This is a genomic window from Polaromonas sp. P1_G2, assembly GCF_056405515.1.
Genome location: NZ_JBFUBY010000045.1, coordinates 1 through 24,003, shown reverse-complemented (window position 1 = coordinate 24,003; position 24,003 = coordinate 1). Strand labels below are relative to the sequence as shown.

The following is a 24,003-nucleotide window of genomic DNA, read 5'->3' as shown; positions in this document are numbered from 1 at the left end:
CCCTCACACCATCAAACTCTCCACCTGCTCCACCGGATAACTGCGCCAGCGCCGATTCAAGGTTTCCTTGGGACTGGTATTGCGGGCATGCACGCGGGCTACATAGAGGTGCTGGTCGGGGTTGATCGCGATGCGCTTTTGCTGCGGGGCCCAGACAAAGGCATTGTCTTCGCCGACATTGATCTCGGCGAAGGGCGCGCCTCGCCAGAACTCTCGGCGATAGCAGAGGGTGCCGCCGCAGACCCAGGGTGAGCGGCCGTCGTAGACGTATTGCCAGGCGCGCCGGCCCTCGGGTGCGTAGAAAAATACTTTGTCCAGGCCGCAGATGTCGGCGCCCTGCTCCAGCAAGGCCTTGGCCTGGGAGCTGAGCCAGCCGGGCGCCATCCAGTCGTCGTCGTCCCAGTGCGCGATGAGTTCACCGTGGGCGAGTTCACAGGCGATGTTGCGTTTGGCGCCCAGGGTCAGCTTGCTGTCCAGCCGCATGTAGTGGATGCTGGGGTGCGGTGGGATCAGGTCGGCGATGCTGTCGCGGCCGTCGTCGAGCACGATGAGTTCGCGCGGGCCGTGGTAGTCCTGTGCGAGAAAGTTGCGGATGGCCTGGGGCACGAATTCGCGCCGGTCGGCGGTGGGCATGATGCAGGACAGCATAGGCCGCGCGGGTGATGGTGCTGCGGCGCGCGGCGCCGCCAGTAGTGGCGCGGCAGCAAGGGTTTTTTCTTGCGGAAAGTAAAAATCGCGGTCTTCGTGGTGCTGCTGCAGGCACTCGGGCTGGGGCATGCGCGTCCAGGCGTTTTGCTGCAGGTACTGGCCTTCCTTGAACTTCCAGGTGTTGCCGTCGTGGCGCACGTAGATCTGCAGTTCACGGCCGGGCACGCGGCACAGGCGCGCGCCGGTGCCCAATATTTTCAGCAGGAAGTCGGCGTCTTCGCGCAGGGAGGTGGCGGGGTAGCGGCAGTCGGCCTGCCACAGGCTGCGCCGGAACACCAGGGTGCCGCCGCTGACGTTCTCGACGAACATGCGGCGGAACAGTGCGCGGCTGGCGGCCCAGAACTCGGCCTGCGGCCGAGCCATGAAGAGCATGTCGTTGAGGCCGGTGACGTCGGCGATGTTGTGCAGGATGGGCGCGGCCTGGCGGCTCAGGCGTTGGTCGCCGTACCAGTCGTCGTCGTCCCAGTGCGCGACGAGTTCGCCCTGGGCCAGGCGCACGGCTTCGTTGCGTTTGGCGCCTATGCTGGTCCCGGCAGGCATGCGGACGCAGCGTATGCGCGCGTCGCTGATGATGTCGGCGGGCAGGTCGCTGTCTTCCTCATAAATGATGATGAGTTCGAGCGCGGGGTAGTCCTGGCGCTGGAAGTAGCGTATGGATTGGGCGACGAAGGCGGGCCGGCCGCGCGTGGGCATGATGCAGCTCATCAGCGGTGACGCGGCGGCCGGCACCGGCACGGGCGGCGGCGCTGCTGCGGCCGGCGGCACGAAGATGCGCATGCGCTCGGGCATGGCGAAGTAGCGGCACTGCTCACCGGCGCAATGGGCGTGGTAAGGCAGGTGGTGAGGCGGGGGCTGCTGGTGCGCCTCGCCGCGCCAGGCGCAGAAGCGGTCCTGGTAGAGCCGCTTGCTGGTGTCTAACAGGGTTTCCTGCAGCCGCGACTGCCGCGGGCACGGCGGCGCGCGGTGCACAAAAGCCCCCAGCGCCCAGACGCCGCGAAAGCCGGCGCGCGCGGCGCGTATGTTGTAGTCCATCTCCCAGCAGGGGCCCTGGGCATAGGCGGTGTCGGCTGCGCCGATGGCGGCCACCACCTCGTTCTTCACCACATAACAAAAGTCCGAGAGGCTGTGCAGCGGCTCGAGTGTCACGCAGGCATTGCCGAACTTTGCCGCCAGCGCATCGGCTTGGTTCCACAAGGCGTCTTGCGTGGCGGCGCAGGCCGGGGCCACGGCCTGCTCGTTCCAGCAGCGGTTGGTCGAGGGGCCGGCCAGGCCGTGGCTGGCGTCGGCATCGAGCGCGGCCAGCAGCAGCTCCAGCCAGCCGGGCGTGACGCGCGCGCCGTTTTCGAGGAAGACATAGATGTCGGCGGGCACGCCGACCAGCCGGTTAAAGCAGGCGGCCGCGCCTTCATGCACGGGCCCGGGCAGCTGCGCGATGCCAGGAAGGGTGTCGAGCAGCGCCTGCAGCGCGGCGGCCGCGGCTTCGTCGGCGGGGTCGGGCAGCAGCCGCAGGCCGAAGGGCATGGGTGTGTTCTCGAACAGGCTGGCCAGGGTGGCGGCCAGGGCGTCGTGGTGCGCGGCCACATGCACGCCGACCAGGATCTGGCGCTCCTGCGGGGCCGGCATCTACCACTCCTCGCAGCTGGCGAGCAGGCCGGCGCCCAGCAGCGCTTCGAGCTTGCGCCAGGGGCTGCCGGGCGCTTCGTCGCCCCAGTCGCCCACCGTATCGAGCAGTTGCTCCAGCGCCACCGCGCGGGCGTCCACCGTGCTGTAAAAGCGCGGGTAGCACAGCAGCAGTTCCTCGGTGCAGGCGCGCACCAGCGCCTCGCGGCGCGCCGCTTCGGGCGCGTGGAAGGAGACATACAGCGTGGGCAGGCCGAGCTGCGGCAGGCGCCGCCACAGGCCGGGGATCACGGCGTACTCGCCGCCCTCGATGTCCATCTTGATAAAGTTGCAGTCGTCAATGGCGTTGACGGCCAGGAAGCGCTCCAGGTCCATGCCCTGGACTTCGCGGCAGGGCTGGCCGACGGCGCCGGGCGCGGCCAGCATGCCGGACATGCTGTCGCCGAACTCGCTTTGCGCGCCGAAATACAGGCCGCCCGCATAGAGTTGCAGCGGGCCGCTCTCGGGGCCAATGCCGTAGGGGTACAGCGCGATGTTGGGCCGCAGCGCGGGGTTCGCCTCGACGTTGGCGGCCAGTTCGGCAAAGGCCACCGGGTCGGGCTCCAGGGCATGCACGCGGCGCGACAGCATGGCGCCGTAGAGCACCGTGGGCCCTATCCAGGCGCCCATGTCGACATAGGACCTGTCGGGCCGCAGGAAGCGCTGGAACACCTCGAAGGTCTGCGGCTCCCACAAGCCGGCGCCGACACGGCGCCAGAAGTCCTGGCGCGCATCGCCGGCCCGGACCCGGAAGGCGTGCTGGTGGACGGACACGCTGAGCGCGTGCCGCGTGTCGTCCTGGACGCTGCTGGTTTGCACGGCCGGCTCCGCTGGGCCGCTCACCAGCACGTGAAGGGCTCCGCGCCGGAGATGTCGGCGCTGAACGCGAAGGCGTTGCCCTGGAAGTCAAGGTCGGACACCTTGATCTTGCACCAGACCATGCCCGAATAGGGACTGCTGCCGGGCTTCAGTTCCATCTGGATGCTCACGTTCTGCTTGAGCGAATCCTGCGTCTGCAGCGACAGCGGCAGGTAGTAGTTGTTGCCGTAGAAGTTGGTCTGCTTGCTGCGCGGTTCGCAGACCATGGTCACGAACTTGCCCCTGTCGTCGTAGACCAGCAGGAAGACGAACTGGTAAAGGGGGCTGGCCTGCCAGAAGAGCCGCACGGTGTGGCCCGGAACGGTCTGTTGCGCCGGCAGGTCGCGCACGGGGTAGATGTTGACCACGCCGGGGCCGCTGGGATAGACGTGGCTGATATCCACCATGGTCCCGTTGTCCAGCGGAAGCTGGCCGTTGCCGACCGGCGTGCTGGAGGACCGCGGCACATCGGCCAGCGGCGGCACCTGCTCGGCCAGCGTGGAATGGCGCGCGGTGCCGGAGCCGTCGCAGTTGAACACATAGCCGCCGAACTGCGTGACCACGCTGGGGGCCTGCACGCCCATGCCGCACGAAGGCACCAGTTGCAGCTGGATCAGGTTCTCGCCCGGCAGCTGCGGCGACTTCTGCAGGCGGCGCACGGTGTCGCGATGGTCGAGGCAGACCTCCAGGCCCCAGGTGATGCCGGCCAGCGAGAACACGCCCGCGCCGTCGTAGTTGAGCACCTGCTGCTCGCGCCCCGGCCCGCCCGTGGTGGACGGCGCCAGGTGGTTGACCTCGCCGAGCAGCAGGCTGTTGGCAGTGGCCGCGGTGGCGAGAAAGTCGACGCCCGACATGAGTTCCTTCATCACCACGACCGTGCCCGCGTCACCCTGCGCCATCATGTTGCCCTGCTGCACCAGCGCGAAGTTGTAGACCTCCTTGTTGGCCAGCGGGTCGATGTCGTAGGGCGGCGCCTTGAGCGTGGGCGAGGACACGCCGAGGATGGTGCCGAAGACGAACACCCAGTCGGCCCAGTCCGCGAGGGCGGCGTAAGCCTGCAGCCTGGTGATGATCTGCTGCACATCCTCCATGCCGTAGGCGCCCGCCGGGCCCCGGAAAAAGAACTCCGGCGCCATGAAGACATTCAGGGTGTCACTGGGCACAGGCGGCGACGACGAGGGCGGCGAGGCGGACGGCTGCAGCACATCGAACGCGGCGTCCATGGCGCGGAACATCAAGGCGCAGCGCGCCTCGAGGTCGAATTCCGGGTTGTCCAGCCCGAGGTAGGCTTTGGACCCATCGGAATTTACTTTGGGCGCGGTGTCCACCACGTAGCCTATGAATCGGACCTTGCTGTAAGCCATGCTGTTTCTCCTGTGAAAATTTTCTGGGGGCGGGGTCAGACGGAAGTCCGCATGAACGGCGTCAACCCATAGGTGAACTTGATGATGTGGTTGACGTAGACGTTGATGGGACGCGTTTCGTACAGGCTCACCTGCACCGCGGACTGGCCCTGTTCGGTCACCGGCCCGGTGGTCGGCGCAGAGGTGCTGGTAGACGCACCGGCTGCGGTGCCACTGGACGAGGGGGTTGCCGGCGCGGGCGCGCTGTCGTAGTCGTGCGCATGGGTTTGCAATGCGAAGGACTGCGTCGAACCCACGCCGCTGCTCTGCCCCTGGCCGCCGGGCGGCACCTTGCGATCGGCGATGTCGGGGTCGTTCTTCGTGCCGGTGCCGTTGCCGTTGCCGCGCAGGAAGAAACCGCGGTAGTCGGGAATCCGGAACTCGTTGCCGCTGCCGCCGTAGACATAACCGAGCACCGCGAACAGCTCGGGGTAGTCATAGGTGCGCAGCAGGCGGCCGTCGCAAAACATCCAGCCCCAGGCCTCCAGCGGGTCGGTGACGTAGGCCTGGTGCCGCACTCCCCGCATTCTCGATAGCGGCGCCGGGCAGCACCTGCGTGCCGGCGCCGGGCTCGTCGAGCACCTGCATGGCYGTGGGCACCACCACCTCCCAGCACGGGCCTATGGGCCGCAGCGGGGGGCGTTGCGGCCCGGACTGCTTGAGGTCGTTGACCAGGGGGACGTCGCCGGGATTGGCGGGCGCCAGCCGGTCGCCGGAGGCCCACAGCATGCCGGACGAGTAGAAGTACAAAAACGCCATCACGTGCGCGGGCCGCACCGGCAGCAGCACACGCGCCTGGTCGGCCTGCAGGAAGCTGGAGAACAGCGCGTCGTCATCGGCGGCCAGGCTGCCGAGTTCGAACTGCGCGCCGCCCGGGCCCAGGCCGGGGCTGGCGTAAAAGCTGTAGACCATCTCGTTCCACTCGAGCACCTCGTCGAAGAACTGGAGGTAGCGCGGCTCGTAGACGGCGAACTCCGAGGGCGGCGACAGCGCGCCGCCGCGGGAGTCCATGCCGGTCAGCGTGAGCATGCGCTCGAGCAGCAGGCGCAGGCAGGCATTGCGGAGTTCGCGCTGCTCGGTCTGCCGGTTCGCCAGCGGCGAGCGTGGGGCGATGCGCCCCTGCGGGCCGCCGTCGGCGCGCGTGTGGTAGCCGGCCAGCCGCTCCTGGTAGGCGCGCATGACGGCGGCGTAAATGCGGATGCGCCACTCGTCCATGCAGCGCTCGGAAGGCGCGCACTGGATCTCGACGTTGACCTGCACCTGCGGGTCAAGGGGCGGCGACAGGCTGGGCGGGTAGTCGAGCACGGACACCGGCACGCTGTTGTCCTCGCCGAACAGCGCCATGCCGTCCGGGCTGCCGGTCGGGGTGTAGGCCTGCCGCCCCACCAGCACCACGGGCGCCGGCAGCCCCGTGGGCGCGCTGACGTAAGCCACAAAGGCCCTGGTGGCGCAATAGCCGGCGGGAACGGCGACCTGCTTTTCTTCCCCGTCGCGCAGAGTGGCAGAGGCGAAACGCTGCGCCAGCGGCGGCGGCTCGAGATCCAGCACACCGTAGTAGGCGCCCAGGCCGGCGTAGTTGCCGGGCTGGATGTCTTTGAAGGTGGCGATGTGCAGCCGCAGCGGCGGCACCGGCTTGACGAAGTCCTGCCCGGCCGAGGCCTGCTCGCCGGCGATGAAGGCGGCGGCGGGCTTGCAGACCATGAACTCCATCATGAGCCGCTGGCCGTAGTTGACGACGCAGGCCTCGTAGACCTTGTTGAGCCAGCGGTAGACGCCGCGCAGGCTGCGCGTGCCGGCCGTGTTGTCGACCAGGCTGACCACCGAGTCCTCGGTCTGGCTCATGGTGCTGCTGGAGCGCGTGAGGCTCACGCTGCGGCTGATGCGGTTGACGGTCTTGTTGAGGATGTCGCGCGCGAAACGCGTGGTGTCGTCCAGGCCCGGCGTGGCRCCCGGCTGCACGGTCTTGCTCCAGGAGCCGTCCAGCGTGGCCTGGGTGGGCGGGCCGTAGCTGCTGGTGAACTTGTTGTACTGGTTGGTTTCGATGGACTCGGCCACCGTCTTGCGCGACTCCTCCTGCAGGTTGCTGCGTTCGTCCGCGGCGTCGTTCTGCAGCAGCTGCTTCTCGCCGCTGCTCTGGTGCGACTCGTCGAGCTGGCGGTGGGTGCGCCTGTGGGTCACCTCGCGGCGCTCGCCGCGCATGACGTTCTCGATGCGCGCGATCTCGCCGCACTGGTAACGCAGCAGGCGCTGGCGCACCATCTGCAGGTCGCCGATGGCATAAGGTTCTATCCAGCCCGGCAGCCCCGGCGGCGGGGAAGCCGCGGGATCCTGGGCCTGCGCCGCCGGCAGCGGGAACACCTGCGCGCTGAGCACGGGCGTGGCCTGCAGCAGCGCGCTGATCTGCTGCGTGCTCAGGCAATCCAGCCCCGGTGCGAGGACGGGCGGCGCGGCGGGGGTTTCGCCGGCAGCCGCGGTGGGGGCATCGGCGGCATTCACGGCATTCACGGCATTGGCGGCGGTAACGGCAGCATTGGCTTGCGCGAAGCTCTCGAAGGGCTGCAGCGCCACCTCGACCAGGTGCGCCATCAGCAGCGCGCGGGTGAATTCGTCGAGCAGCGCGCTGTCGTAACCCAGCGTGACCACCAGGGCGAAATAGCTCTGCCAGACCTGGTCAAGCGCTTTGGCATAACCGGTGGAATCAAGATAAGTCCAGTCCAGCGCATAGCGCGACAGCAGCCGCGTGAGTTGCTCGCAGGCTTTGGCCAGCCAGGCCGCGGGTGCGTCGTCCGGTTTGGGCAGGCGCATGAAGAGCTGCGCAAACTCGCTCACGGGGCAGGCCAGGCTGTTCATGTCGCGGACGAAATCTCCCGCGTAGACCTTGCCGTCGATGAATTCCACGGCCAGTTGCTGCGCGGCCTCGCGCGCGCCCTGCGCCAGGTTGCGGGCGTTCACCAGGTCGCCGAAGAAGCCGCTGGAAGGCGGGCTGGAACTGACGTAGTTGACGAAGCCGTAGAGCAGGTCGTCGGCGCCCACCTTGGGCCAGCGCCGCACATAGACATAAGGAAACAGTTCGTCGGGATGGCTGGTGACGATGGGGATCGGCTCGACCGGGTCGACGGGGGGATCCGGCTCTATGGGCGGCCCCGGCGGCCCCGGTGGCGGAATCGGCCCGCGGGTCGGGCAGGCCACCATGTTGCCTTCGAAGTGGTGGTCGTCGCCCTGCCCTCTCGTGCCGTAGTGGATGTTGGCGAAGATGGCGGTATTGGGGACACCATCAATGTTTACCGGTGTTTCTTGCTGCAGGTAGCCTCGCACGTAGCAGCCTGAGCKAAACTTGAAATCAAAGCCTTGCTTTGGCCGCAGCTTGGTAATCGTGACCCGTTGGCTCTCTGACGGACCTGACTTGCAAGACACGTCGGCGCATGACGGAGTGTCATCGGCCGGCTCGCGATTGATCGTGATGTCGAAAACCAGACAGCCATCCAAGGCAGTCCATTTTCTTTTGATCATTTCGTTCACGGTGTGTGTCCTGGAGAACAGCGCCCGGATCCAGGCATCGGCGCAAGGCTGCGGAACAGCCGGGCGCCGACGCCGGGAGCCTTAGCACATCTGGATGTTTTCGAGGTTGAAGACAAACGGAGTGGAGTTGGGGCCAGGGCCGCCGCCTGTCATCACAATGTCCGCACTGGCAATGCCCAACAAGGACAGCTCGGTGTTGATGTTGGAGATGATGGCCGAGTTCATGACTTCGCCCTGCTCGACTTGCGATACCACGCCGATCCAGATGGTGGGCTTGAACTCGAACACGGCTTTTTGCTGGGGTGCGATCGAGGTCTTGACCGCCAGCAACTTGCCCGACTTGTAAATGCTCGCGTTGACGGCGCCTTTGGGCAGGTTGTTGAGCACCTGCACTTCCTTGGAGCTGGTGCCGGTGCCCGCGGCGATCAGGCGATCCCCCGAACTGGTCAAGGCCATCTGGAACATCTGGCCGTTTCTGGCGGCCAGTTGAGGGGTGAAGTTGCCGTGGCTGTCACTGGCACCGACCTGCATGCCCATAGGGAACTCGAAGGGATGATTGTCGCCCTGGCCGCAGTACTTGATGACCTGCCAGGCCACGGACAACTCATCGAAGTTTGTAGCGACATTCTTTTGGAATATCACAACCTCCGAGTTGTTCGTGTCGTTCGAGTTGTTGATGAAGTTGAGTAGAACGCCCATAAATTTCTCCTGTTGATGAAAATGATGGCAGCACACCATGTACCGCCTGTTTGCCCTCGCAGCTTTGTGGCTGCGGAGGCGAACGCTGTGTGCCCGGATCTGCGCGTCGCTGTCAGATCGGGACAATGTTGTCGAGATTGAATTCGTAAGGCGTGGAGCCCTCGCCCGGCCCGCCACCGCTCATCACGATGTCGGCGCCGGCGATACCGATCAGCGAGATTTCGGTGTTGATGTTCGACATCACCGCCGAGCTCATGGGCTGGCCCTGCACGATCTCGGAGGCCACGCCTATCCACAGCGCCGGCTGGTACTGGAAAACCGCCTTCTGCCCGGGAGATACCGAGGTCTTCACGCCCATCAGGCGACCGTCCTTGAAAATGCAGATATCGACCGCGCCCTGGCTCATGCTGTTGAGCACGTCGAGTTCGGTCGAGGCACTGGCCGGCCCCGTGTACAGCAGGCGCCGGCCGCCGGTGGGGGTGGTGACCAGGCTCAGCATCTGGCCGTTTTGGGCCTTCAGGCGCGGCGTGAAGTTGGCGTGCCCGTCGGTGATGGACACCTCGTAGCCGTCGGGATAGACGAAGGGATGCGTGCAGTCGCGCCCGCAATAGCGGATCACCTTCCAGGCCACGGAGAGGGACGCCATGGTGGTCAGCACGTTCTTCTGGTAGACCACCACCTCGGACTTGTTGCCGTCGTTGGACTTGTTGACGAATCGCAGTTTGATATCCATGGTGATTCCCTGTGGTGGCTGGTCTGCTCGGGGCCGGTGGGCCTTTGCGTTTCAGTGCCGCTACTCTAGGGATGGCCCATGGCCAAAGCGATTACAGGCCATTACAAAGGCGCGCAGGAGCGCGCGTGAAAATTACCCTTGCGCGGCGGCCCTGAAAGCGCCGCGAATGCGGGGACCGCCTTGTCATAAACTTGACGCACTTACTCGCGGCCTGCGGCCCGCGTCCGCGCGCGATGCACCCCGGCACTCCCGACCGAATGGAAACCTGTCCCATGACCCAGCCAGCCAGCCCCAAGCCACTCACCGCCGCGCCCCGGCTCACCAGCCTGTCGCATGGCGGCGGCTGCGGCTGCAAGATCGCGCCCGGCGTGCTCAGCGAAATACTCAGGAACTCGGGCAACCTGCCGGGCATCAACCTTCCCCCGCAGTTGCTGGTGGGCATTGAAACCGCGGACGACGCGGCCGTGTACCAGCTCAACGACGAGCAGGCGCTGATCGCCACCACCGACTTCTTCATGCCCATCGTGGACGACCCCTACGACTTCGGCCGCATCGCCGCGACGAATGCGATCAGCGACGTCTACGCCATGGGCGGCACGCCCATCATGGCGCTGGGCCTGGTGGGCATGCCCGTCAACGTGCTGCCGCTGGAAACCATAGGCGCCATCCTGCGCGGCGGGCAGGACGTCTGCCGCGATGCCGGCATCCCGATCGCGGGCGGCCACACGATCGACTCGGTCGAGCCGATCTACGGCCTGGTGGTGATGGGCCTGGTGCACCCCTCGCGCGTCAAGAAAAATTCGGGCGCGCGCGCCGGCGACGTGCTGGTGCTCGGCAAGCCGCTGGGTGTGGGCATTCTTTCAGCAGCGCTCAAGAAGGAGGTGCTGGATGCCGGGGGCTATGCCCGCATGGTGGCGCTCACCACGCAGCTCAACAAGCCCGGCATTGAACTCGCGCGCATGGAAGGCGTGCACGCGCTGACCGACATCACCGGCTTCGGCCTGGCCGGCCACGGCCTGGAACTGGCGCGCGGCGCCGGCCTGCAGGTCCGCATCGACTGGCAACGCGTGCCGCTGATCGCCGGTGCGCGCGAACTCGCAACGCAAGGTTGCGTGACGGGTGCTTCAGGACGCAACTGGGCCAGCTACGGCCATGAAGTGATGTTGCCGGCGGGCTTTGCCGAGGTGGACAAAGCCTTGCTGAGCGACCCGCAAACCTCGGGCGGGCTGCTGGTGTCCTGCAGTGCGGACAGCGCCGCCGAGGTGCTGGCGATTTTTCGGGCCCAGGGCTTTGCCGAGGCAGCGGTTATTGGGGAAGTCGCCGCAGGACAGGGGATGGCCGTTCGTTGAAACGCCCTACGCGTAAAAAACGCGCGGGAGTCTCGCACAGACCGTAAAACCCTAGGGTAAACCCGGAAATTTTTTGTCAGTCTTTATTCAGTGCGGGAGCTGGCATCCGTCGTACCATTCATGCCTCGACGTCCCCGCTTGGGTACTTTCTTATTCAAAAAAACAGATCGGAGACATCCCCCGTGTCCGCACTCCTCAAACTCGCATTGGCCTATGACTGGCTGACCACGCGGCTGGGCAAGATCGCCGCCTGGACGGTGCTGCTGGCCGCACTGATCTCGGCGGGCAACGCCTTCGTACGCTACGGCCTGGACATCAGCTCCAACGGCTGGCTTGAAATCCAGTGGTACCTGTTCGCCGCCACCGTGATGCTGGGCGCGCCCGTCGTGCTCAAGCTCAACGAACATGTGCGGGTCGACATCATCTACGGCAAGCTCAAGGGCAACGGGCCCGTCTATGTGGACATCTTCGGCCTGCTTTTCTTCCTGATCCCCGTGATGGGCCTGCTGTCCTACCTGAGCTGGCCGCTGTTCGCGAGCATGCTGTCGAGTGGAATGACGGCCGGCGACACGATCCAGAATTTGGGCCTGTTTGGATTTCTACGCAAACTCCTGACCTCCGGCGAAGTGTCCGGCAACGCCGGCGGCCTGATCCGCTGGCCCGCGATGCTGCTGCTGCCGGTGGGCTTCGGCCTGATGTTTTTGCAGGGCATCTCGGAAATCATCAAGCGCATCTGCTATCTCCAGGGCAAGTTCGAGATGGACACGCACTACGAAAAACCGGTCCAGTGATCCGTTTGCATCGCTCGTTCCCATAAAAATACTTTCAGGACTACCCCATGCAGATGGAAAATTTTGCCCCGATCATGTTCGCGGGCCTCGTGCTGATCATGCTGATCGGCTTCCCCGTGGCTTTCTCGCTGGCGGCGCTCGGGCTGGCCTCGGGCTTCCTGGCCATCCAGATGGGCTGGTTCCCCGCCAGCTTCATGTCCAACCTGCCGCTCAATATGTTCGGCATCCTGTCGAACGAGCTGCTGCTGGCGATTCCCTTCTTCACCTTCATGGGCGCGATCCTTGAGAAGTGCGGGCTGGCCGAGGACATGCTGGACTCCATGGGCCAGCTGTTCGGCCCCGCCAAGGGCGGCCTGGGCTACTCGGTCATCATCGTCGGCTTCATCCTGGGCGCCATCACGGGCACCGTGGCCGGACAGGTGATCGCCATGGCGCTGATCTCGCTGCCCGTGATGATCCGCTACGGCTACAACATGCGCTACGCCACCGGCGTGCTGGCGGCCTCGGGCACCATCACCCAGCTGGTGCCGCCCTCCCTCGTGCTGATCGTGATGGCCGACCAGCTGGGCCGCTCCGTCGGCGACATGTACAAGGGCGCCTGGGGTCCCTCCATCCTGCAGGTGCTGATCTTTGCGGGCTACACCTTCATGCTCGGCGTGTTCAAGCCGCACCATGTGCCCGGCGTCCCCAAAACCGCGCGCACGCTCAATGGCTGGGCGCTGTGGGGCAAGTGCCTGCGCGGCATCATCCCCTCTGCCATCCTGATCTTCGCGGTGCTGGGCTCCATGGGCGGCCTCCCCGGCATTGACACCGCCATCGCCACGCCGACCGAAGCCGGCGCCATGGGCGTGGTGGGCGCGCTGATCCTGGCGGCCATGCACAAGCGCCTGACCCGGCCGCTGATCTGGGAAGCCATGGTCGGCACCATGCGCCTGACAGCCATGGTGGTGTTCATCCTGATTGGCGCGCGTGTCTTTTCGATGGTGTTCCAAGGCGTGGACGGCGCCAAGTGGGTCGAGCACATGCTCAGCGGCCTGCCGGGCGGCCAGACCGGCTTCCTGATCGCCGTCAACCTGTTCATCTTCTTCCTGGCCTTCTTCCTCGACTTCTTCGAGATCGCCTTCATCATCCTGCCGATGCTGGGCCCCGTCGCCGACAAGCTGGGCATCGACCTGATCTGGTTCGGCGTGTTGCTGTGCGTGAACATGCAGACCAGCTTCATGCACCCGCCCTTCGGCTTCGCGCTGTTCTATTTGCGCGGCATCGCCGACACGCTGTTCAAGGAAGGGCGCATCCCCAAGCCGATCAAGTCCAACGACATCTACCTGGGCGCGATTCCCTGGGTGGCGATGCAGCTGATCCTGGTGGCGATCGTGATCTTCGTGCCGCAGACCGTGACCATCTTCCTCGACAAGCCCGCGGTGATAGACCTGGACAAGGTCAAGATCGAAATCCCGGCCGACGACAGCGCGACCCCGCCCGCGGGTGGGGCCAGCGGCGCGGCAGGCAGCGACCCGCTGGCGCCGCCGGCCGAACCGAGCGCCGACGACGWGCAGAAAAAAGTCGACGAGCTGTTCAAGACCAAATAATCCGCCTGCGCATCGCAGGACTGCAACGCCCCTTTCGCGAGGGGCGTTTTTTTTGCTACCCTGCGCCACTGCCCAGCTTTCCGCGCCTGCCCGCCTCACACCCACACCAGCCCCCTCCATGGATTCCACTCCCACCCCCACACCCACTCCCAGCCCCTACTTCGGCCCGCCACCGTTCAAGTTCACGCCCAAGGGCGGGAGCATTTCAGGGCAGGCGTTTTCCGTGACCTTCAAGATCCTGGCGACCGTCATCGTGCTGGCCCTGGCCGCGGCCTTTGTGCAGGCCTGGCTGGCCGGCAGGGCCTCGGGTGCATCGGCCGGCGGCGGCTGGTTCATCGCCGGCCTGCTGCTGGTGGCCTACACCTGGTGGCACATCCTGCGCAGCGTCACGCGCCTCGACGAGCAGGGCCTGCACCAGAGCTGGGTCTGGGACAAGCACATGGACTTGCGCGAACTGGCCTACGGCAAGCTGATCCGCGTGCGCGGGCTCGAATGGCTGATCGCGCCACGCCTGTATGTGCGCACGCTGATGGGCAAGTTCGCGGTGTTTTATGCGTCGTCGCCGGAGATGGTGGCGGAGTTCGAACGCCTGGTCAGCGAACTCAAGACTTTCCGCAGTCAACGCTAAAGCACGCCTCACTGCCCTCTAAAAAAGGGCTGGCGAAAAAAAACCGCGACGTGTCGCGGTTTTTTTATGCACGGGCAACTCTTACAGAGTGACGCCTTGCATATAGGTATCGAAGCGCGACTCGGCGAAGCGGAACCAGAGGATCTGGTCCTTCTGGAAAGCGCGGTAGTCGCTGTAGATCTTCTTCCAGTCGGGGTTCTTGTCGGCAAGTTCCGCGTACAGGTCCATCGAGGCTTTGAACGAAGCGTCGAGCACGGGTTTGGGGAAAGGCAGGATCTTGGTCTTGGCGCCCACCAGCTGCTTCAGGGCGGTCGGGTTGCGGGCGTCATACTTGGCCTGCATGTCGATGTGCGCGTGCGAGGCCGCGCTTTCGATGATGGCTTTGTACTCGGCGGGCAGCGCATCGAGCGCCTTGTTGTTGATGAAGAAGTCGACTTCAGGGCCGCCTTCCCACCAGCCGGGGTAGTAGTAGAAGGGAGCCACCTTGTTGAAGCCCAGCTTCTGGTCGTCGTAAGGGCCGACCCACTCGGCGGCGTCCAGTGTGCCTTTTTCGAGGGCCTGGTAAATTTCGCCGCCCGGCAGGTTTTGCGGCACCACACCGAGGCGCTCAACCACCTTGCCGGCGAAGCCGCCGATGCGGAACTTCAGGCCCTTCAGGTCTTCGACGGTCTTGATTTCCTTGCGGAACCAGCCGCCCATCTGGGTGCCGGTGTTGCCGCCGGGGAAGCTCACCAGGTTGTACTTGGCGTAGAACTCGTTCATGAGCTTGCGGCCGTTGCCCTCGTACATCCACGCCGACATCTGGCGCGAGTTCATGCCGAAGGGAATGGCCGCGCCGATGGCGAAGGCCTCGTTCTTGCCGAAAAAGTAGTACGGCACGGTGTGGCACATTTCGATGGAACCCTGGCCCACGCCGTCGACCACGCCGAAGGCGGGCATCAGTTCGCCGGCCGCGTGCACGCTGATCTGGAACTTGCCGCCGGTCATCTCGCCGACCTTCTTGGCGAACACTTCAGCGCCGCCGTAAATGGTGTCCAGCGGCTTGGGGAAGCTGGAAGCCAGGCGCCAGCGGATGGTGGCCTGTGCGTGAACCGCGGGGGCGATGCCRGCAGCGAGAACGCCGGCAATGCCGGCGTTTTTGATAAGGGAGCGAYGATCCAAAATACTATCTCCTGAAGGGGTTGTCGAATGCGCGGACCCTGAATGGGAACCCGCCGGACCGCTCAAGCCGGCACGGCCCGTACGGGCGGCGTGCTCAAGCGAAGTCAGCCCCGGATTCTGTCAGCTTTCACTCTCAAAATCACCCCGTTCTTACCCCTAGGTTTCCGGAAATAAAAAAGCCGCCTGCGAGAGGCGGCTTGCAAATTCCTGACGGGGCACGAAGGCCCCGCGGGAATTACAGTTTCTGCGCTTGCATAAAGCGATCGAAGGTGGCTTCGGTGAAACGGAACCAGAGGTTCTGATCGGCGCGGAACTTGGAATAGTCGGCGTAGATCTTCTTCCAGCTCTCGTTCTTGACGTTGAGCTCCTCATACAAGGCCATGGCTTCCTTGAACGCGGCGTTCATCACATCGTTGGGGAAAGGCCTCAGCTTGGTGCCGGCGCCGACCAGTTGCTTCAGGGCCGCCGGGTTCTTCGCATCGTATTTGGCCTGCATCTCGCCGTGGGCCTGGGCTGCCGCAGCCTCCACAATGGCTTTGTACTCGGGCGTGAGCGCCTCGAAGGCCTTGTTGTTGATGAAGAAGTCCAGCTCGGGGCCGCCCTCCCACCAGCCGGGATAGTAGTAAAACGGCGCGACCTTGTTGAAGCCCAGCTTCTGGTCGTCATACGGGCCCACCCATTCGGCGGCGTCGATGGTGCCCTTTTCCAGCGCCTGGTAAATCTCGCCGCCGGGAATGTTCTGCGGCACGCCGCCTATGCGCTCCAGCACCTTGCCGGCAAAGCCGCCTATGCGCATCTTCAGGCCTTTGATGTCCTTGACGGACTTGATTTCCTTGCGGTACCAGCCGCCCATCTGGGCGCCGGTATTGCCGCCCGGGAAGTTGACGATGTTGTATTTGGCATAGAACTCGCGCATCAGCTTCATGCCGTTGCCCTCGTACATCCAGGCGCTCATCTGGCGGCTGTTCAGGCCGAAGGGAATCGCGCAGCCCAGCGCAAAGCATTCGTCCTTGCCGAAGAAGTAATAAGGCGCGGTGTGGGCCGCCTCGATGGAGCCCTGCTGCACGCCGTCGACCACGCCGAAGGCGGGCATCAGTTCGCCGGCCGCATGCACGGAGATCTCGAACTTGCCGCCCGACATGGCCTTGACGGCCTTGGCGAACACCTCGGCCGCGCCGAAGATGGTGTCCAGCGATTTGGGAAAGCTCGATGCCAGGCGCCAGCGAACGGCTGCCTGGGCATGAACAGCGGGCGCCACGCCGGCCGCCAGTACGCCGGCGATGCCGGCATTTTTGATAAGTGAGCGACGATCCATAAAACTCTCTCCTGAAGTTATAGAAGTTTTCCGTAGGGGGTCCGTAGCGGGGCCGGGTACTGCAATAGTTGCAGCGCCCCGGACACGCCGGCGGAGCATGGACACTTTGTCACTCTTTTTCATAAACCCACCCCGTTCTTACCCGTAGATCGCAACAGATTTCTCCAAAAAAAAACCGCCCGGCAGGGGCGGCTTTTTCCCGGCACGCGCTGCGTACAGGCGTGCTCGGGCCGGGAGCCCAGGCAGTTGCCTGGGCGGGGTGCTAACTTACAGCTTCTGGCTTTGCATGAAGCGGTCGAAGGTGGCTTCGGTGAAACGGAACCACAGGTTCTGGTCGCCGCGGAATTTCGAATAATCGGCGTAGACCTTGCGCCAGTTCTCGTTCTTGGCGGACAGCTCTTCGTAGAGCTTCATGGATTCCTTGAAGGCCGCGTTCATGACATCCGCGGGGAAGGGCCGCAGCTTGGCGCCGGCGCCCACCAGTTGCTTCAGGGCGGTGGGGTTCTTGGCGTCGTACTTGGCCTGCATGTCGACGTGGGCCGCGGCGCTGGCGGCTTCCACGATGGCCTTGTATTCGGGCGACAGTGCGTCGTAGGCCTTCTGGTTGATGTAGAGGTCCAGCTGCAGGCCGCCCTCCCACCAGCCGGGGTAGTAATAGTTGGGCGCCACCTTGTTGAAGCCCAGCTTCTGGTCGTCGTAGGGGCCGATCCATTCAGCCGCATCGATGGTGCCTTTTTCCAGCGCCTGGTAGATCTCGCCGCCGGGAATGTTTTGCGGCACGCCGCCCAGGCGTTCGATGACCTTGCCGGCAAAGCCGCCGACGCGGAATTTGAGGCCCTTCATGTCGGCCAGCGTCTTGATTTCCTTGCGGAACCAGCCGCCCATCTGCGCACCGGTGTTGCCGCAGGGAAAGCTGATCATGTTGTATTTGGCGTAGAACTCGCGCATCAGCTTCAGGCCGTTGCCCTCGAAGGTCCAGGCGCTCATCTGGCGGCTGTTCAGGCCGAAGGGGATCGCGCCGCCGATGGCGAAGGTCTCGTCCTTGCCGAAGAAGTAGTACGGCGCCGTGTGGGCCGCTTCAATGGAGCCCTGCTGCACGCCGTCGACCACGCCGAAGGCGGGCATCAACTCGCCGGCCGCGTGCACGGAGATTTCGAACTTGCCGCCCGAGATCGCCTTGACGTGCTTGGCGAAGGTTTCCGCGCCGCCGTAGATCGTGTCCAGCGACTTGGGAAAGCTGGACGCCAGGCGCCAGCGAACGGCGGCCTGTGCGTGAACGGCGGGCGCAACGCCCGCGGCCAGAACGCCGGCAATGCCCGCGTGCTTGATGAGTGAACGACGATCCATCAGCTTGACTCTCCGAAAGGTGAAAAATAAAAATTCGTGGGCGACGCACGCGCCAGCCTGCCTGCTTTTGCGGGCCCTGGGGAATTCTAGAAATGGAGGGGGTAGCGACCGGGCGGGTTTACCCTTGAAGACCTGACACCAACCTGAAGATGTGGCCCCCACGGTCGCGCACTTCGTGTAGCTCCCTGCCCCTTTCATCACGAATGGGGCCGCTGCGCCTGCGGCCCGGCAAAGCCGGTTCCGCGGCCCCTGCTGGGTTGAGAGGCGTGGCGAAGTCTGTGCTTAGGCGACGGACTTGAGCGTTGGTTTGGCGGGCTTGCCTGACTCGAGCAGTGCACCGAAACGCGCGACGACGGCCGCTTCGATGCCTGCTGCATCCAGCCCTTGCAGGGCCAACAGTTTGGCGGGGTCGCCGTGTTCGATGAACTCGTCTTTGAGGCCCAGGTGCAGCACCGGTTTGTTGACACCGGCGGCTTGCAGGGCTTCGCTGACGGCGCTGCCTGCGCCGCCCATGATGGCGCCCTCTTCGACGGTGACCAGGGCTTCATGGCCGGCCGCGACTTTGAGCAGCAGCTCGGTGTCGAGTGGCTTGGCCCAGCGCATGTTGACCACGGTAGCGCCCAGCTTTTCGGCGGCCTGCAGGGCCGGGTAGAGCAGCGTGCCGAAGGCGAGGATGGCGACGCCCGCGCCTTGGCGGCGGACTTCAGCCTTGCCGAAAGGCAGTGCCTCGAGCCCGGCTTCGGGTTCCACGCCGGCGCCGGCGCCACGCGGATAGCGCACGGCCACCGGATGGTTTTGCTCAAAGGCGGAAGACAGCAGCTTGCGGCATTCGCGTTCATCAGCGGGGCAGGCCACGCTCATGTTGGGAATGCAGCGCAGGAAGGGAATGTCATAGGCGCCCGCATGCGTGGCGCCGTCGGCGCCGACCAGGCCGGCGCGGTCGAGCGCGAACACCACGGGCAGGTTCTGCAGGGCCACGTCGTGGATCAGCTGGTCGTAGCCGCGCTGCAGAAAAGTCGAATAGATCGCGACCACGGGCTTGAGCCCTTCACAGGCCATGCCGGCGGCAAAGGTCACCGCGTGTTGTTCGGCGATGCCGACGTCGTGGTAGCGCCCGGGAAAACGTTTGTGGAATTCGACCATGCCCGAGCCTTCGCGCATGGCCGGTGTGATGCCGACCAGGCGGGCGTCGTGTTCAGCCATGTCGCACAGCCACTGGCCGAAGACCTGGGTGAAGGTCTGCTTGGCCGGTGCGCTGGATTTTTGCAGGCCCATGGCCGGGTCGAACTTGCCGGGGCCGTGATAGGCGATGGGGTCGGCTTCGGCGAGCTTGTAGCCCTGGCCTTTTTTGGTGACCACGTGCAGGAACTGCGGGCCGCCCTGGGTGTCCATCAGGTGCTTGATGTTTTCCAGCGTGGGGACCAGGGACTCGAGGTCGTGGCCGTCGATGGGGCCGATGTAGTTGAAGCCGAAGTTCTCAAACAGCGTGGCCGGCACCACCATGCCCTTGGCATGCGACTCCAGGCGCTTGGCGAGTTCGAGCAGCGGCGGCGCCACGCGCAGCACCTGCTTGCCCATATGCCTGGCCGATGCGTAAAAGCGACCGCTCATGAGCTGGGCCAGGTAGCGGTTCAGCGCGCCGACGGGCGGGCTGATGCTCATGTCGTTGTCGTTGAGCACCACCAGCAGCTTGCAGTGGTCGTGCACGCCGGCGTTGTTCAAGGCCTCGAAGGCCATGCCGGCGCTCATGGCGCCGTCGCCGATGATGGCCACCGCATGGCGGTCTTCGCCCTTTTGCTGGGCGCCCAGCGCCATGCCCAGCGCGGCGGAGATCGAGGTCGAGGAATGCGCGGTGCCGAAGGTGTCGTACTCGCTTTCATCGCGGCGCGGGAAACCCGACAGCCCGCCGAACTGGCGCAGGCTGCCCATGCGCTCGCGCCGGCCGGTGAGGATTTTGTGCGGGTAGGTCTGGTGGCCCACGTCCCACACCAGGCGGTCTTCGGGCGTGTTGAAAACATAGTGCAAGGCCACCGTGAGCTCCACGGTGCCGAGGTTGGAACTCAGGTGCCCGCCGGTTTTGGAGACGCTGTCGAGCACGAAGGCGCGCAGTTCGTCGGCCAGGGGTTTCAGGCCGCTGCGCGGCAGCTTGCGCAGGTCGGCGGGGCTGTGGATGGTTTCGAGCAATGGGTACATCGTGTGTCGTTGTTATGGCGAGGCCGGGTCCTCTGTCCCTGTCTGTCGTTCAGTCCTGGTCAATGGTGGCGGTTGACGAGCATGTCGGCCAGCGCGCGCAAGGCCTCGGTGCGGGCCAGCCCGCTGGCGTCCAGCCCGGCCAGGGCCTTGGCCAGCAACTGCTGCGCGTAGGCCTTGGAGGCCTCCAGCCCCATCAGCGAAACAAAGGTGGGCTTGTCCTGGGCGGCATCCTTGCCGGCGGTCTTGCCCAGCGTGGCGGAGTCGGCGATGACGTCGAGGATGTCGTCGACCACCTGGAAGGCCAGGCCGACCGCCGCGCCGTAGTCGCGCAGGGCTTGCTGCGCGGCGGGTGTCACCGCGCCGCATGCCGCGCCCATCATGACGCTGGCTTCCAGCAGCGCACCGGTTTTCAGGCGGTGCATTTCATGCAGCTGCTGCGAATTCAAAGGCATGCCCACGCTGGCCAGGTCAATGGCCTGGCCGCCGGCCATGCCCTGGAAGCCGGCCGCCTGGGCCAGCATCCGGCACAGCCGCGCCTGCGTGGCGGCGTCGACGGCGCCGCCCTCGGGCGTGAGGAATTCGAAGGCCAGGGCCTGCAGCGCGTCGCCGGCCAGCAGCGCCTGGGCCTGGCCGAACTTGACATGCACTGTGGGCTTGCCGCGGCGCAGCACGTCGTTGTCCATGCAGGGCATGTCGTCGTGCACCAGCGAATAGGCGTGGATCAGTTCGACCGCGCAGGCGGCGCGCAAGGCGGCTTCGGCATTGCCGCCGACGGCCTCGCAGGCGGCCATGACCAGCAGCGGGCGAAGGCGCTTGCCGCCGTCGAGCACGGCATAACGCATGGCGTCGCCCAGGCCCGCGGGCGCGGGGGAATCGGTGGGGCAGGCGACCCAGCGGGACAGGGCGCTCTCGACGCTGGCAAGTTGCCTTGCGCTCCAGTCGCTCAAGGTGAACAGGGGCAGTTTTTCAGGGGCGTTCAATCGGGGTCTCTGGTTGTATCTGGTTCATCGGATGCCTGGAGGGTGGCTCGCGCCCCCTACTCCTGCACCCAGGGCTTGAGTTCCGTGCCTTCCAGCACCTTGATCTGGGTTTCCACGGCCTCGAGCTTGTCGCGGCAAAATTTGAGCAGCTGCGCGCCGCGCTGGTAGCCGGTCAGCAGCTGGTCCAGCGGCAACTGGCCGGACTCCAGGCTGTCCACCAGTTCCTCGAGTTCCTGCAGGGCCGCCTCGTAGCTGGCGGGCAGCGCCGCGGCGGCGGGCGTGGGAGAGGCGGAGGATGAAGCGCTTTTGGCCATGGTTCTTTGGATGAAGGCCTTGATTTTAGGCCGTTGCGGACGGATTGCAGGCCCCGGCGTTCCGGGCTTGAAATTGCAATGTTCGCATTATCCGGCGGCGGCGCGCCAAGTCCCCGGATTTGCCCCGCACGGGTACAATTGATAACAGTTCTCGATAACAACGGCATCGCCGCTGCGGGATACCCGGCCTTGTTTTCATCCGTGGGCTGTCGCTCAGCCTGCTTCCCTCGTTTGTCGACTGCCTCCAAGCCTCGCGCGGCGGCATGTTCACCGAAATTTGCATGTCTGATCTCAGCCTTCGTCTCCTGCAGGCCACCAGCCAGCTCCCGATCTCCAGCTACTTTGACGCGGGCCTGTACCAGCGGGAGCAGCAAAAGCTGTTCGCGCACGGGCCGCGCTACCTGGGCCATGAACTGGCCGTGCCCAACCTGGGCGACTACTACGCGCTGCCGCACGAAGGCGAAGGCCGCGCGCTGGTGCGCAATGCCTCGGGCATAGAGCTGATCTCCAACGTCTGCCGGCACCGCCAGTCGACCATGCTGCAGGGGCGCGGCAACACCGGCAGCAACATCGTCTGCCCGCTGCACCGCTGGACCTACAACACCTCGGGCGAGCTCATAGGCGCGCCGCACTTCGAGATCGACCCCTGCCTGAACCTGAACCGCTACAAGACCACCACCTGGAACGGCCTGGTGTTCGAGGACAACGGCCGCGACGTCGCGGCCGAGATGTCGCAGCTGGCCACCTACGCCGACCTCGATTTTTCCGGCTACCAGCTCGACAAGGTGCACCTGCACGAGTGCAACTACAACTGGAAGACCTTCATCGAGGTCTACCTCGAGGACTACCACGTCGGCCCCTTCCACCCCGGGCTGGGCGGCTTCGTCACCACCGACGACCTGCGCTGGCAACTGGAGGCCGACTATTCGGTGCAGACGGTGGGCGTGTCCGACAAGCTCGGCAAGCCCGGCACAGACACCTACAAAAAATGGCACGACGTGGTGCTGCAGTACCGCAAAGGCGTGCCGCCCAAGTACGGCGCGATCTGGCTCACCTACTACCCGCACGTGATGGTCGAGTGGTACCCCCACGTGCTGGTGGTCAGCACGCTGCATCCGCGGGGCCCGGACAAGACGCTCAACGTGGTGGAGTTTTTCTATCCCGAGGAAATCTGCGCCTTCGAGCGCGAGTTCATCGAGGCGCAGCAGGCGGCCTATATGGAAACCTGCGTCGAAGACGATGAAATCGCCCTGCGCATGGACGCCGGCCGCAAGGCCCTGCTGCTGCGCGGCGACAACGAGTTCGGCCCCTACCAAAGCCCCATGGAAGACGGCATGCAGCACTTTCACGAGTGGTACCGCCGCGAAATGGGCGCCAGCAAAACCACACAGATGATCTGACCGTGCACCTGTGCATATGATGGCTGCAGTCCCGCGTGCTCGTGGGACGGCAGCCATTTTTCGTTCCACCCTCCTCTTCCCCTAAAGCCCATTACCCGCCATGCAAGCCGTCTGGATGATTTTTTCCTCGTTCATGTTTGCCACCATGGGGGTCTGCGTCAAGTACGCGTCCGAGCACTTCAACAGCGCCGAGCTGGTGTTCTACCGCGGCATCCTGGGCATCGTCTTCATGGCGGCCTACGCCCGCGCGCGCGGCATCACCCTCGGCACCCGCTATCCGGCCATGYATGCCTGGCGCAGCGTGATCGGCGTGATGTCGCTGTCGGCCTGGTTTTACGCGATCGCCCATTTGCCGCTGGCCACCGCCATGACGCTCAACTACATGAGCAGCGTGTGGATCGCCGCCTTCCTGGTCGGTGGCGCGCTGATGCTGGGCAAGGCCGGACAGAAAGGACCCAGCCAGGGGCCCCTGGTGATGGCCATTCTTGCCAGTTTCATCGGTGTGGTCATGCTGCTGCGCCCGGCCATAGACCAGAACCAGACTTTCGCCGGCCTGGTGGGCCTGATGTCGGGCCTGGGCGCCGCCTTTGCCTATATGCAGGTCATGGCGATCTCGCGCATGGGTGAACCCGAAACCCGCACGGTGTTTTACTTTGCCGTAGGAACGGCGGTGGCCGGCGCGCTGGGTATGGCGATCATGGGCGTGACGCCCTGGAACTGGCAGCACGCGCTGTGGCTGCCGCCTATAGGCATCCTGGCGTCGCTGGGCCAGATGGCCATGACCAGGGCCTACTCCATGTCGGAAAACCACGGCGGCACATTGATGGTGGCCAACCTGCAATATTCAGGGATTGTGTTCGCGGCCCTCTACAGCCTGATCGTGTTTGGCGACAATATTCCCCTGATTGGCTGGGCCGGCATGGCGCTCATCATCGTGAGCGCGATTGCCGCCACTGTTCTGCGCGCGCGCGCCGCGCCCAATGCACCCGCTGAAGAACACTAAGGAGTTTCCCATGAGCTACACCACCTTGATTTCCGCCGAGCAACTGCAAGCCCTGGTCGCATCCGCAAAGCCGCTGCGCATCTTCGACTGCACGTTCGACCTGATGAAGCCCAACGCCGGGCAAGAGCAGTACCTGGCCTCGCACATCCCCGGCGCCGTGTATGCCAACCTGGACACCGCGCTGAGCGCCAAGCACGGTGTACCGGGCGCCCACGGGGTGATCACCGCCAGCGGCGCCGACGCGCCCGCGTCCGGCGGGCGCCACCCCTTGCCCAATCGCGAGAAGTTCGCCACCTGGCTTTCCAGCGTCGGTTTTGCCAACGACATGCAGGCCGTTGTCTACGACCGCAACGG

Annotated in this window: 20 protein-coding genes; 7 read left to right on the top strand and 13 right to left on the bottom strand. The window is 65.1% G+C overall.

The window, feature by feature from the left end; all coding sequences use genetic code 11:
- Positions 1–3: 3 nt before the first annotated feature.
- The 7 genes from AC1D0P_RS07100 to AC1D0P_RS07070 all read right to left on the bottom strand — a co-directional run bounded on the left by AC1D0P_RS07100 (position 4) and on the right by AC1D0P_RS07070 (position 9,579).
- Positions 4–2,331 (bottom strand): glycosyltransferase family 2 protein, encoded by a 2,328-nt coding sequence (locus AC1D0P_RS07100; RefSeq protein WP_477676079.1) that lies wholly within the window; start codon positions 2,329–2,331, stop codon positions 4–6.
- Entirely contained in the window at positions 2,332–3,186 is an 855-nt protein-coding gene (locus tag AC1D0P_RS07095) for an FkbM family methyltransferase (protein ID WP_477676078.1), read from the bottom strand.
- Positions 3,187–3,206: 20 nt separating this feature from the next.
- Positions 3,207–4,589 carry a hypothetical protein gene (locus AC1D0P_RS07090; RefSeq protein WP_477676077.1) on the bottom strand — a complete coding sequence of 461 codons (1,383 nt, stop codon included), beginning with the start codon at positions 4,587–4,589 and terminating at the stop codon, positions 3,207–3,209.
- A 35-nt stretch (positions 4,590–4,624) separates the two neighbouring features.
- A complete protein-coding gene (locus AC1D0P_RS07085) occupies positions 4,625–5,146 on the bottom strand; it encodes a tail fiber protein (protein WP_477676076.1) in 522 nt (173 codons plus the stop codon).
- Entirely contained in the window at positions 5,064–7,943 is a 2,880-nt protein-coding gene (locus tag AC1D0P_RS07080) for a hypothetical protein (RefSeq protein WP_477676075.1), read from the bottom strand. The genes AC1D0P_RS07085 and AC1D0P_RS07080 overlap by 83 nt, the downstream gene beginning before the upstream one ends.
- A 285-nt stretch (positions 7,944–8,228) precedes the next feature.
- Positions 8,229–8,846, bottom strand: coding sequence for a hypothetical protein (locus tag AC1D0P_RS07075; protein ID WP_477676074.1), 618 nt, complete (start codon positions 8,844–8,846; stop codon positions 8,229–8,231).
- A 112-nt stretch (positions 8,847–8,958) separates the two neighbouring features.
- Positions 8,959–9,579, bottom strand: coding sequence for a hypothetical protein (locus AC1D0P_RS07070; RefSeq protein WP_477676073.1), 621 nt, complete (start codon positions 9,577–9,579; stop codon positions 8,959–8,961).
- Positions 9,580–9,851: 272 nt separating this feature from the next.
- Between AC1D0P_RS07070 and selD the strand changes: the two genes are divergently transcribed.
- The 4 genes from selD to AC1D0P_RS07050 all read left to right on the top strand — a co-directional run bounded on the left by selD (position 9,852) and on the right by AC1D0P_RS07050 (position 13,936).
- The gene (gene selD, locus AC1D0P_RS07065; RefSeq protein WP_477676072.1) at positions 9,852–10,928 is read left to right on the top strand and encodes a selenide, water dikinase SelD; all 1,077 of its coding nucleotides are present in this window, start codon (positions 9,852–9,854) and stop codon (positions 10,926–10,928) included.
- 182 nt (positions 10,929–11,110) lie between these two features.
- The gene (locus tag AC1D0P_RS07060; RefSeq protein ID WP_477676071.1) at positions 11,111–11,719 is read left to right on the top strand and encodes a TRAP transporter small permease subunit; all 609 of its coding nucleotides are present in this window, start codon (positions 11,111–11,113) and stop codon (positions 11,717–11,719) included.
- 47 nt (positions 11,720–11,766) lie between these two features.
- The gene (locus AC1D0P_RS07055; protein WP_477676070.1) at positions 11,767–13,308 is read left to right on the top strand and encodes a TRAP transporter large permease; all 1,542 of its coding nucleotides are present in this window, start codon (positions 11,767–11,769) and stop codon (positions 13,306–13,308) included.
- A 118-nt stretch (positions 13,309–13,426) separates the two neighbouring features.
- Positions 13,427–13,936 (top strand): hypothetical protein, encoded by a 510-nt coding sequence (locus tag AC1D0P_RS07050; RefSeq protein ID WP_477676069.1) that lies wholly within the window; start codon positions 13,427–13,429, stop codon positions 13,934–13,936.
- An 81-nt stretch (positions 13,937–14,017) separates the two neighbouring features.
- Here the strand turns inward: AC1D0P_RS07050 and AC1D0P_RS07045 are convergent, their stop codons facing one another.
- The 6 genes from AC1D0P_RS07045 to AC1D0P_RS07020 form a co-directional block, all read right to left on the bottom strand.
- Entirely contained in the window at positions 14,018–15,097 is a 1,080-nt protein-coding gene (locus AC1D0P_RS07045; protein WP_477676068.1) for a TRAP transporter substrate-binding protein, read from the bottom strand.
- A gap of 235 nt (positions 15,098–15,332) precedes the next feature.
- The gene (locus AC1D0P_RS07040; RefSeq protein WP_477676067.1) at positions 15,333–16,412 is read right to left on the bottom strand and encodes a TRAP transporter substrate-binding protein; all 1,080 of its coding nucleotides are present in this window, start codon (positions 16,410–16,412) and stop codon (positions 15,333–15,335) included.
- A 267-nt stretch (positions 16,413–16,679) separates the two neighbouring features.
- Positions 16,680–17,759: a TRAP transporter substrate-binding protein gene (locus tag AC1D0P_RS07035; RefSeq protein WP_477676066.1), complete on the bottom strand. Its 1,080-nt coding sequence runs from the start codon at positions 17,757–17,759 to the stop codon at positions 16,680–16,682.
- Positions 17,760–18,041: 282 nt separating this feature from the next.
- The gene (dxs, locus tag AC1D0P_RS07030; RefSeq protein WP_477676065.1) at positions 18,042–19,952 is read right to left on the bottom strand and encodes a 1-deoxy-D-xylulose-5-phosphate synthase; all 1,911 of its coding nucleotides are present in this window, start codon (positions 19,950–19,952) and stop codon (positions 18,042–18,044) included.
- Positions 19,953–20,011: 59 nt separating this feature from the next.
- Complete coding sequence (locus AC1D0P_RS07025) at positions 20,012–20,932, bottom strand: polyprenyl synthetase family protein (RefSeq protein WP_477676064.1); 921 nt, start codon at positions 20,930–20,932, stop codon at positions 20,012–20,014.
- Positions 20,933–20,988: 56 nt separating this feature from the next.
- Positions 20,989–21,246 carry an exodeoxyribonuclease VII small subunit gene (locus AC1D0P_RS07020; RefSeq protein ID WP_477676063.1) on the bottom strand — a complete coding sequence of 86 codons (258 nt, stop codon included), beginning with the start codon at positions 21,244–21,246 and terminating at the stop codon, positions 20,989–20,991.
- A 281-nt stretch (positions 21,247–21,527) separates the two neighbouring features.
- On the opposite strand from AC1D0P_RS07020, the gene AC1D0P_RS07015 reads away from it, so the two are divergent.
- From AC1D0P_RS07015 to AC1D0P_RS07005, 3 genes are all read left to right on the top strand, one after another.
- On the top strand, positions 21,528–22,646 hold the full coding sequence (locus AC1D0P_RS07015) for an aromatic ring-hydroxylating oxygenase subunit alpha (protein WP_477676062.1): 1,119 nt from the start codon (positions 21,528–21,530) through the stop codon (positions 22,644–22,646).
- Positions 22,647–22,746: 100 nt separating this feature from the next.
- Positions 22,747–23,649: a DMT family transporter gene (locus AC1D0P_RS07010; RefSeq protein ID WP_477676061.1), complete on the top strand. Its 903-nt coding sequence runs from the start codon at positions 22,747–22,749 to the stop codon at positions 23,647–23,649.
- 10 nt (positions 23,650–23,659) lie between these two features.
- A partial coding sequence (locus AC1D0P_RS07005; RefSeq protein WP_477676060.1) for a rhodanese-like domain-containing protein occupies positions 23,660–24,003 on the top strand: 344 nt, incomplete at its 3' end.